Source organism: Microcystis sp. M_QC_C_20170808_M9Col, assembly GCF_007095495.1.
Lineage (GTDB): Bacteria > Cyanobacteriota > Cyanobacteriia > Cyanobacteriales > Microcystaceae > Microcystis > Microcystis aeruginosa.
In genome coordinates this window covers 23739-33018 of sequence record NZ_SFBZ01000275.1, presented here as the reverse complement: position 1 = coordinate 33018, position 9280 = coordinate 23739, and the positions used below count along the sequence as shown (strand labels likewise).

The 9280-nt window shown below is 44.0% G+C and carries 11 protein-coding genes and 1 pseudogene; 2 read left to right on the top strand and 10 right to left on the bottom strand.

Features of this window, described 5'->3' with window-relative positions:
• Positions 1 to 188 precede the first annotated feature (188 nt).
• From EWV68_RS17460 to EWV68_RS17425, 8 genes and pseudogenes are all read right to left on the bottom strand, one after another.
• Complete coding sequence (locus EWV68_RS17460) at positions 189 to 407, bottom strand: BrnT family toxin (protein WP_239698208.1); 219 nt, start codon at positions 405 to 407, stop codon at positions 189 to 191.
• A gap of 230 nt (positions 408 to 637) precedes the next feature.
• A complete protein-coding gene (locus EWV68_RS17455; RefSeq protein WP_081106843.1) occupies positions 638 to 1504 on the bottom strand; it encodes an alpha/beta fold hydrolase in 867 nt (288 codons plus the stop codon).
• 240 nt (positions 1505 to 1744) lie between these two features.
• Complete coding sequence (gene cysH, locus EWV68_RS17450) at positions 1745 to 2566, bottom strand: phosphoadenosine phosphosulfate reductase (RefSeq protein ID WP_287170531.1); 822 nt, start codon at positions 2564 to 2566, stop codon at positions 1745 to 1747.
• Positions 2567 to 2982: 416 nt separating this feature from the next.
• Positions 2983 to 3447 (bottom strand): hypothetical protein, encoded by a 465-nt coding sequence (locus EWV68_RS17445; protein WP_079209457.1) that lies wholly within the window; start codon positions 3445 to 3447, stop codon positions 2983 to 2985.
• Positions 3448 to 3511: 64 nt separating this feature from the next.
• Complete coding sequence (locus EWV68_RS17440) at positions 3512 to 4291, bottom strand: ABC transporter permease (protein ID WP_287170530.1); 780 nt, start codon at positions 4289 to 4291, stop codon at positions 3512 to 3514.
• A 104-nt stretch (positions 4292 to 4395) separates the two neighbouring features.
• Positions 4396 to 4680, bottom strand: coding sequence for a hypothetical protein (locus EWV68_RS17435; RefSeq protein ID WP_287170529.1), 285 nt, complete (start codon positions 4678 to 4680; stop codon positions 4396 to 4398).
• Between the two features lie 601 nt (positions 4681 to 5281).
• Positions 5282 to 5524, bottom strand: a complete 243-nt coding sequence (locus tag EWV68_RS17430; protein WP_287170528.1) for a ketoacyl-synthetase C-terminal extension domain-containing protein — start codon at positions 5522 to 5524, stop codon at positions 5282 to 5284.
• A gap of 21 nt (positions 5525 to 5545) precedes the next feature.
• Positions 5546 to 5689, bottom strand: a pseudogene (locus tag EWV68_RS17425) (hypothetical protein); the annotation flags it as partial.
• 583 nt (positions 5690 to 6272) lie between these two features.
• On the opposite strand from EWV68_RS17425, the gene EWV68_RS17415 reads away from it, so the two are divergent.
• Positions 6273 to 6965, top strand: coding sequence for a pirin family protein (locus EWV68_RS17415; RefSeq protein ID WP_061433186.1), 693 nt, complete (start codon positions 6273 to 6275; stop codon positions 6963 to 6965).
• A 60-nt stretch (positions 6966 to 7025) separates the two neighbouring features.
• On the opposite strand, the gene EWV68_RS17410 is transcribed toward EWV68_RS17415, so the two are convergent.
• Entirely contained in the window at positions 7026 to 7268 is a 243-nt protein-coding gene (locus EWV68_RS17410) for a hypothetical protein (RefSeq protein ID WP_002795543.1), read from the bottom strand.
• A gap of 257 nt (positions 7269 to 7525) precedes the next feature.
• On the opposite strand from EWV68_RS17410, the gene EWV68_RS17405 reads away from it, so the two are divergent.
• Positions 7526 to 8002, top strand: a complete 477-nt coding sequence (locus EWV68_RS17405; RefSeq protein ID WP_061433187.1) for a hypothetical protein — start codon at positions 7526 to 7528, stop codon at positions 8000 to 8002.
• 334 nt (positions 8003 to 8336) lie between these two features.
• Here the strand turns inward: EWV68_RS17405 and crtB are convergent, their stop codons facing one another.
• The gene (gene crtB / locus EWV68_RS17400) at positions 8337 to 9269 is read right to left on the bottom strand and encodes a 15-cis-phytoene synthase CrtB (RefSeq protein ID WP_002795540.1); all 933 of its coding nucleotides are present in this window, start codon (positions 9267 to 9269) and stop codon (positions 8337 to 8339) included.
• Between the last annotated feature and the right edge of the window lie 11 nt (positions 9270 to 9280).

The window sequence follows — 9280 nt, the reverse complement described above, 5'->3', positions numbered from 1 at the left end:
TTTCTCTTCTAAGAACGCTCTCTCCGATTACTATGACCGAATATGGTTTTCCCGTGTTCACTCTTTGCTCTGTCGTCCTTGACCTGCTACCCCTTACACAAGATGTGTCAGGCACTCAGCCCATCTTGGGGGATACTCTCTTGATACTTTCTTCGCTCACGTTCGTTTGCTCTCCTATTACTAATCAATCAGCAAGTTTCCCCTCTTATAGTATAGACAACATAACAGATTATCTCGTTTAATTGTCCCAGCAAACACATCCTTATTTCTTGGTAATCTTGGCGATTATCTTCTCTGATTAGACAGTGACCATCGAAGATAGGAGGAACAGCCGCAAAATCTATCCCATGCTTCTCTATATTAGAATATCTTTTAGACTGATCCCAGTCAAATTCTCTAAATTGCATAAATAAATCTCCAAAAATTGTCTTTGTAGAGAATTATTCCTATATCTCCTCCTTACCTATCGTTTTGAACGAACAAAAATTTTTATCACTATTTAAACTTCAATAATTTTTTGTTATATCGATAAATTACTAGCCCTAAACGCAGAAATTTTGAAAAAGCGAAGCCTCCGCTTCTACTATAATCAGAGAAGGGTAATTGGGACAATTTCTGCATCACCTTAAATAGCTGTTTAGGTTTTGCGTCCGAGAAAATTAATAATCCGGGGATTAATTTCTTTTGACCAATGTTCTTGGGGATAGTGTTTTGCTTCCGTGAGGGGGATTAATTCCACTCCTGATTTAGTGGCCAATTTTTCGACAGTGACAGAAGATAACCAAGGATCGGCCATTCCCCAGACAAAAAGGATAGGTTTTTCAAAGTGCTCTAAACCTGTCTCAATTTCTGCCATAGTTTTCGATAGGTTTAAATTGCGAATCGTGGCCAGTAAAGCGCGACCCACTGCCGAAGTTTTTAGATAAGGTTGACGGAAAATAGCCAGATTTGCATCGCTAATCACAAAACCGCTACCGGTTTCTAAAGTACGATCGACTAATAAGGGATCTTGAGTTGCCATATCTCCGAGGAAAGGTAGCCCCCATTGTTTCATTATCCAGGGTAATTTGACATCCCTGGAAAGGGGAGTATTTAAGACGATCAAGCGCTCAATTTTATCGGGATTTTCTAGGGCGTATTGTAAACCGACGGAGGCTAAAAAACCCTGCACAATGAGGGAGATTTTCGGCAATTGGAGAGCTTGAATAAAATCGGCCAAGGCTTGACAAAAAGCGCTAGGTGTGTAGGCGAATTCTCTGGCATCGGGTTTAGCGGATAAACCGGAACCGATCCAATCGGGGGCAATGGCATTAATGTTATATTCTTCTAAACTGGTCAATAATTCCCGCCAAATATAGCTATGGGCGGGTAAACCATGGAGTAGGATCACGGGGGTTGTGTCTGGTTGTTGATCGGGGTTAACCTGTCGATAAAACCACTTGAGAGAGCCGACTTCGAGAAAATTTTCTAAAATAGCCATGGTTAATGGGGGATTAATAATCAATAAACCTCTTGCATAATTAGTTTTTCAGGGTTCAAAAACGGCAAAAATAAGGATTAAATGGCATAAAGTCTGTAAATAGACCATTTAACTGATTATTACTTCTTCTTAATTCTCCTGACTACTGACTACTGGCTACTGACTCCTAAGCCTAACAACAATTTTTGATTTTTACAAGAGGTCTAATAACCATTGTCTAACGTCTAGGAACCGATCGCACCGGCAATTTTCCCACCCTGGCAGTTATAGGGAGCTTGCGTCGAGACTTTGTGCTTCTCCGGGGGTTAAGGGCAAATGAAGACCGCATTCTTGTTTTAAACCCTTGAAACGGGTGTCTCGTTCGTTGCTATCATTGGCGGTTAAAGGCCGACTGGAGTGCCAATCGCCCACGGAGACATAACCCAGATCAAAATAGGGATGGTAGGGAAGATCGTATTTAGTCAGATACTCGTAGATGGTTTTGGCATTCCAGTCAAGGATCGGTAATATTTTGTAACGTTCGCCCTGTTGATTGACCCATTGGAGAGTTTTGCGGTGGTCGGTTTGGTCGCGACGCAAACCCGCTAACCAAGCGGTGGCCTTTAATTCCTTCAGGGCCCGTTGCATCGGCTCCACTTTGCGGATTTTGTCGTAGAGATTGAGGGAGTCCAGATCGTTATTTGACCACAATTTACCGTGGATTGCTTCCATGCGGGCGGGACTGAGGGGAGATTGATAAACTTTCAGGTTTAAATGGAGGCGTTGGCTTAAGTCTTCGGCAAATTGATAGGTTTCCGGGGGAAGATAGCCGGTATCGATCCAAATGACGGGAATATCGGGGATAATTGCGGTGACGAGGTGCAACATTACCGCCGCCTGAATGCCGAAACTGGTACTCATCACCAAACCTTCCCCAAAGGTGGCCGCGGACCAAGCGACGATTTCCGCGGCGTTAGCGGAGTCAAAACGTTGATTAATTGTAGCGAGGTCGAGGGATAGAGGGTAGGAAAAAGACCGGTCGGCAGTGGGGATGAAGGCGGTTTCTAGGGCCTGTGTATGAGAATTAAGCAAGTGTAAATCTGGCATTCTGGCTAAGATTTAAGGTATTAGTAGCGGCGGATACTGATAGAGTCCAATCTATCCATTAGGGTCTGAGAATAGAGTCAACTCCATCTCCTCCCCTTGAGAAACGTAGGTGAGACTTTCACCTCACACGGCTCCTAGTTTGACTGCTCCATTGTTAGGGATACAGCTTGACACTGGAGAGCCGTTTTATCATCCTGAAACTGGCGGTCTAGTAATTGGGGGTTTTTGTATTCATCCTGACCACCGTATTGTTGAGAATGTATATACTGTACTTCTACTATATCTGATGGGGTGAAGTGTGGCCCACACTAGCGACACCTTCCTTTCTCAAAAATCTCTCTGGTTACACTAGACTCAAGTTGGCAGCTGAAAAAGTCTCTGGTGACATCTAATTGACCTCGATTAATGATACTCAGTTAAGCAAGATTGGCAGGAATTGTCGCTAGTTTTTGCAGTTGTTTTTCAATATTGGCCCTTAATTGGGTCCGGGTGATTTCTTTTCCCGTTTGAGCGGTGTGTGCATTTTCCAGAAAAATAATACTATCTACTTTTTCTAGGGCAAATAATTGAAATAAAAGATGGGTTACGGGAATCAGGAGCGTTGATAGGGGTGAATTGGGGGTATTTTGAGCAGATATGGCCATTTTTTCCGTAGCAAAGGCATAGATTACCCTTTTCTCCTGTTGCGGCTGCCGCCGATGGGCTAAGGTGGTTAGTAACCAATCACCCTGGCTATTCTGCACCACATAGTATTGTAAATGTTTTAACTGTCTGGCCATAGCGGCGAGGACGGGATTAACCGCTTCTTCCATGACTACGGGGGCCAGTCCGTAATTGACCGCGTCTCGACTTAAAATATGCAGTTGTGCCTTTAATTTCATGGCTAATCATGTCTATAAACTAATCGATGGCGATGACATTCATTCCTTGACTCGGCAACCCCAGTTAAAATTGTCGTCGTGAAAAGATAAGGATGGAGATACCCAATAATAGACCAGTATAAACGAGACTGTAGAGGGCATTAGCGATTAAGACATCAGCACTAGGCAGCAAACCATAAACGGCCTCGTTTCTAAAATTTAATCTCTCTAAATCTGGGAGAATTAGATAAATATTTTTAGTGATAGCGAGGATATTGGGATTTTTGCTGATTATACCCAATTGGATCAGATCTTTGCTGATGTGACCCATTAGATAGACCCCAAAAGTCATTAACGTGGCTAAAATCGAACTGGTAAATACCCCAAAAGCGATCGCCACGGCCGCGATGAGAATTAATTCCAAACCGAGATAGAAAACCGAGACAATCAGGGGTAAAGCTTGAAAAGATACTTTCATCCCCGACAACATCAGCAGGTAAATCACCAACATTACCCCCAACATCACCGCTAAAACCCCGGACAAACCCAAGTGTTTACCGAGGATAAATTCGGCCCGACTCAGGGGTTTAGGAATCAAAACTAAAATAGTTCTCTTGTCAATTTCCTTATTAATTAGCCCTGTACCCACAAAAACCGCAACAATTACCCCTAATAACCCGATAGCGGCTAATCCCAAGTCAAGAAAGATTTTCTGATGGGTTCCCACCGCAATTTCTGGTAATAAACGCCAAGCGAAGGCCATCAACAAGGCAAAAAACCCGATAAAGTAAAGAATGCGATCGCGGATAACCTCGCGAAAACTGTTAGCTGCGATCGCCCAGATTCTCAAGATGCTGATACCCATAGCCTTTCATCAAAATAATATCTGTTTTTCCTTTTGAGATTACCGCTCAACTAAACTTACTCAAACTTACTTAAAAGCCTGAAAGCTTAGTCATTCGTAGTGGTTCAAGCACGGAGCGGGTTAAACGGCAAACCCTTTCTTCCCTGGTCAACGACATCAGGAATTACTTTTCTAATGATGTTAAATGCCCCATTGACATCGGCATTTAACAATTGATTTGTTCCCATTTTATCAAGTCCCCTAGCTAACCTTTTTCCCTTAAATAATGGTTTTTCTTCACCATATTTTTTAGGTAAATCATCCCTATCTAAATCCCTCGATTTTGAGGTAGAGGATTCTTCAGCTATTATGACTTTTATTCCTTTTAATTGAGCTTTATAGGTTAACATTTCTCTTCATCTATAATGAGGAACATTGACCAATTGTTGATGATTCCTTTTTCCTAGATTAAGAGATTGTTTCATCCGCTCATCATGCCCAATTATTAACGTCCCTCTTTGATGAATAATACACCAATCTATTACTCTTTTGCTGGCTGTGTGTAGGTAATTTTCTCCTCGACAGTTTCGTTTATGGGTTAGGAATATCAATTTTTGAGGTTTGAGGTTTTGGGTATGATTAGGTGTTGACACTCTCACCCTTGAGCCTACGGCTGTAACGAGAGATTGCTGCTTCTACTCCTCTTAACTAGACACAATCCGAAAATTATGCCCCCGTCAGACCGAATCCACCAGCATTTCAACTTAACGTCCACCGACTGCCAGGCGGCGGACGGAACTGAATTTTGTCTTCGGGCCGAGGACGATATTTGTTCTGAGGTACAAAGGATCGGGAGGTCAGTCCCCCTGATACCTTGCGCGCTTTACCGCTTTTCATATTTTAGCAAAATTTCCCAAAAGTGGAACAATATTTAATAACCGATTAACCTGTGCTTGTAAGTCTTCTTGACGATTTGCACTCAATAGGAATAACTCTGCATCTTGGATGGATTCATTTTTGTTCCTGTTGCGTTAAAGTGTGACGACGAATCTGACTTAATCTCTCTAGGATAATATGACTATTAATGCCCCCAAAACCCATGGCACTCACTCCTGTCCGTAAAGGTAAGGAATTTGGCCAAATTTGCCCCTCTTTTAATACCTGTAACCTAGCCTTGTCTTCGGTTAACTGAGCCTGATGGCGATCGCATCCCGTCACCAGTGGTAAAATTTGACGATGAACCGCCATAGTCACTTTAATTAACCCTGCTATCCCTGCCGCCTTAGTATAGCCAATATTCGCTTTAATTAAACCAATAACGGCCTTATTTACCGTATCTGGATGAACATGAGATAAGACTTCTAATTCGGTTGCATCACCGACGGCCTTTCCCGTACCATGGACTTCAAAATAAGCTATAGTATCCCCCGTAAATTCAGTTAGAATTATTTTTAGGTGTTCATGACAGCCAATTACGCTTTTTTACCCCTGAAGGTAAACTTGTTCCCACCCCTGAAGAAGTAGCAGAAAAGATGGCTCAGAAGTTACAAGATTTAGGGATAGATTGGCGAGATTTGGCTTAAGTTTGACCTGAAATCTTGATCAAGCAAGCTGAAATGCAAATTATGAAGTAACCTGCCCAAATGCTATAGTTAGGCGTTTTTACCGCAATAATAAGCTGTTGACTATTTAAATTACTCGTTAAGACTGCCGGGGAGAGTGGAGAAGGGAGCAGGGAGAAGGAGTTTGAGCATTTGTACTAAAATATTCAATACGCAATTTAAATGCAGTACAGCTTCAACAAAAATCGAGCTATATTTGCCAATTCTCGACATAATTTGCTCTACTATAAGAAGTAACTACATTCTTCCTAAGCCCCCAGTAGGAGGCTTTTTGGGCTAAAAAAGAAGGTAAGGTAACTATCTGAATTTTAAGTGCCTACTGATCATTTTTGGCAATATTTTATATACTAGGAATATAGAGATAAAAAAGAGTAAAACTGATGATTACTATACGCAAAGCTGAGGAAAGAGGCCACGCTAACTATGGTTGGTTGGATACCTATCATACTTTTTCTTTTGCCCAATATTATGATCCCCAACAGATTAATTTTAGGAGTCTAAGAGTTATTAATGAGGATAAAGTAATTGGGGGAAAAGGATTTCACACCCACGGACACCACGATATGGAGATTTTAACCTATGTTTTGGAGGGAGAACTAGAACACCAAGACAGTCTCGGCACGGGTTCCGTGATTCGACACGGTGAAATTCAACGGATGAGCGCAGGAACAGGAATAAAACACAGTGAATTTAATCATTCTGCCACTAATCCCCTCCATCTTCTGCAAATTTGGATTATTCCCGACTCAAAAAATCTAGAACCCAGCTATGAACAAAAAGCGATCGAATTTTCTCCCCATACCTTACAGTTAATCGCCTCTCCCACCGGCGCAGGTAAGGCGGTTAAAGTCCATCAAGACGTTAATCTATACGCAGGAATTTTGCCCCTAGGCCAGTCCCTCACCCATCCCTTAGCCCCCAGTCGTTATGGCTGGTTACAAGTGGCTAGAGGGCAAATAACCGTGAATGGCGTGCATTTACGAGCGGGGGATGGAGCGGCAATTAGCGAGGAAACTTCTTTGGCTATTCAATCTCTAGAAGACTCGGAAATTTTGCTTTTTGACCTAGGGTAGTGGGGTTGAGTGTTAGGGTTACTAGGGGCTAAGTTTTCCTGCCAATTCCCCGGCCGACTTTCAGCCATCAATACTGTCCACCACGCTGAGAAAATCGTTGTGGATTAGCTCGGCGATAAAATTCTCCGGATCGGTGATAGGAACGGTAACGCCTTGGCTGGCTACCATCTGTGCGGCCATCCGAGTCATGAAGTCCTGTCTTGTTTCCGCCATTCTGCCCTGACATTGTTGTAATTTTTCCACCAATTCCAGTGGGGAATCGGCCACCAGTTTATCCCCCTCGCGGGTGACATAAATTGTCATCTTTCCTACCTCCTAAATAATTGGGAACGAGAATTCGGCACTACTAAACCACTTCTTTTCTCGCTATCATTATTGCTAGTTAGTTAGTCCCAGCCTCGTTCGTCTTTCCCTATTTCCACTATTTGTTCTGGCTTGTCGCCTGGTAATTATTATTATCGCTAAAATGAAAGGATAAATTTGTCAATCTTTGTAACGAAAAATCAAGAGAACCTGTTCTCACGGTATCGACCCGAACCTTTGCGGAGAAATTTGTTACAATGAATACAAGGGAACTCCCCGCGCTGGCTTCCATCCCTAGTAAAAAATTGCCGGGGTGGGGAGCGGAAGTGAATAGTCCCGATGGGGGAGGCACTTGTCAGAGTTTCCCGCTTCCTTTAGTTTTAGGGGGAAAAGCCATGAAATCTGCAACATTATTATCGCCCGATCGACCGCTGCCAGAATTTCTCCGGTCAGCTATCCAAGAACGTTTTCCGGGGAAAGCGATCGATGATCTCAGCATCCGCTACTATGAAAGCGTCGAGGATGTGGGATACGAGTATTTTAACGATCGGGTGTTGCCGTCCTGTAGCGATGAGCCTGTCGTCCGCTATCTCGGCCCGTTTATATCCTACGTCCGTCTAGGAGAAGCGTTAGTTTTGGATCGGCAAGAGGGTCTTGTGGTTTACGAAACCGAACGAGATGTTCCCTGCACGGAAACTGGACCTTTCTGGTTGGTGACTCCTAAATCACGCTGAAAAACCAAACCCAAGTTAAGCAACTGAATTGGGAACAGTTAATAGTTAGGGTTGGCTGAATAAATCTAAAAACCTTGTTGGGTAAGACTTTTAGACTTTTGGGAGGTCAAAAAGTACCAGATATGGTAGTGATCAGGGGGAGAATTCAGGGACTTTTTCCCTGAAAATTAGGTAGTTTACCAGATGAAAATAGGTAAAACCCTACACCCCACCTGCCCCCCCGATGTCGGGGGGGTTGGGGGGGCCACACCCTGCCCCCAGGAAAGACTTTTTCAGCCAACCCTAGTTGAGACTCGACGGGTGGAGTCGGTAAGCGACAAAACCCGTCGAATTTTTATAACGCTTGCGATCGCAGCCAAGCCACGGGTAAATAGAGCATTTTCTTGGGTAAAGGCACGAAGGCACGACGGGCGAAGACATCGTAGTTATTTGCTTCAATTACGTCTAAAATGCCTTGATAAAGCAGTAAAGCCGCCCAAACCGGCCAACGGGAATCGGGATTAAGGGCGCGAATCCCCCTTTCGGCGGAATCGTAGTAATAACGAGCGCGCTCAATTTGGAAGCGCATTAACGCCTGCCAACGGTGATCATTAACCCCTTTGAGTAAATCGTCTTCGCTGTAGTTAAAACGCTCTAAATCCTCTAAAGGTAGATAAATCCGGCCACGATGGACATCTTCCCCCACATCCCGCAAAATATTGGTTAATTGATTGGCAATACCGAGATCGATCGCTTCTTCTTGAGGGATATAGACGCTTTGATTGCGCCGCCAAGGGGCCGAGCGATCGTCATCTTCCAATCCTAACACCGCGCTGGACATTAACCCCACCGTCCCCGCCACCCGATAGCAGTACAGTTTTAGTTCATCAAAGGTTTGATAACGACTGCGATAGAGATCCATCTGTTGCCCGGCGATCATATCCCGAAAGGGTTGGATATCCATGGGGAACTTTTCTAGAGTATCCACGAGAGCGACATCGGCATCCTCGATGGCAACCCCAGAAAAGACGGTTTCTAGCTGTTTTTCCCATAAATCGAGGGTTTCAGGGGTAGTTAACCGGGCTTGGGGACCATCGACCAGTTCATCGGTACGACGACACCAGACATAAATTGCCCAGATCGCTTGACGTTTTGCTTTCGGCATCAGGAGAGTACCGAGATAAAACGTTTTGGAATACTTCTCTGTAATCCGGCGACAGAGTTCGTAGGACTCCGCAAGGGAGACGAGGGGTTTGGTGGGGTGGGTCGGTTTTGGCAATTGGAGCATTCTGCTGGGGC

Bases quoted from the DNA above. Each gene is read 5' to 3' on its own strand.
- EWV68_RS17435 (WP_287170529.1), bottom strand. From the start codon at position 4,680: ATGTTAACCTATAAAGCTCAATTAAAAGGAATAAAAGTCATAATAGCT.
- EWV68_RS17445 (WP_079209457.1), bottom strand. From the start codon at position 3,447: ATGAAATTAAAGGCACAACTGCATATTTTAAGTCGAGACGCGGTCAAT.
- EWV68_RS17405 (WP_061433187.1), top strand. From the start codon at position 7,526: ATGAATACAAGGGAACTCCCCGCGCTGGCTTCCATCCCTAGTAAAAAA.
- EWV68_RS17460 (WP_239698208.1), bottom strand. From the start codon at position 407: ATGCAATTTAGAGAATTTGACTGGGATCAGTCTAAAAGATATTCTAAT.
- crtB (WP_002795540.1), bottom strand. From the start codon at position 9,269: ATGCTCCAATTGCCAAAACCGACCCACCCCACCAAACCCCTCGTCTCC.
- EWV68_RS17440 (WP_287170530.1), bottom strand. From the start codon at position 4,291: ATGGGTATCAGCATCTTGAGAATCTGGGCGATCGCAGCTAACAGTTTT.
- EWV68_RS17410 (WP_002795543.1), bottom strand. From the start codon at position 7,268: ATGACAATTTATGTCACCCGCGAGGGGGATAAACTGGTGGCCGATTCC.
- cysH (WP_287170531.1), bottom strand. From the start codon at position 2,566: ATGCCAGATTTACACTTGCTTAATTCTCATACACAGGCCCTAGAAACC.
- EWV68_RS17415 (WP_061433186.1), top strand. From the start codon at position 6,273: ATGATTACTATACGCAAAGCTGAGGAAAGAGGCCACGCTAACTATGGT.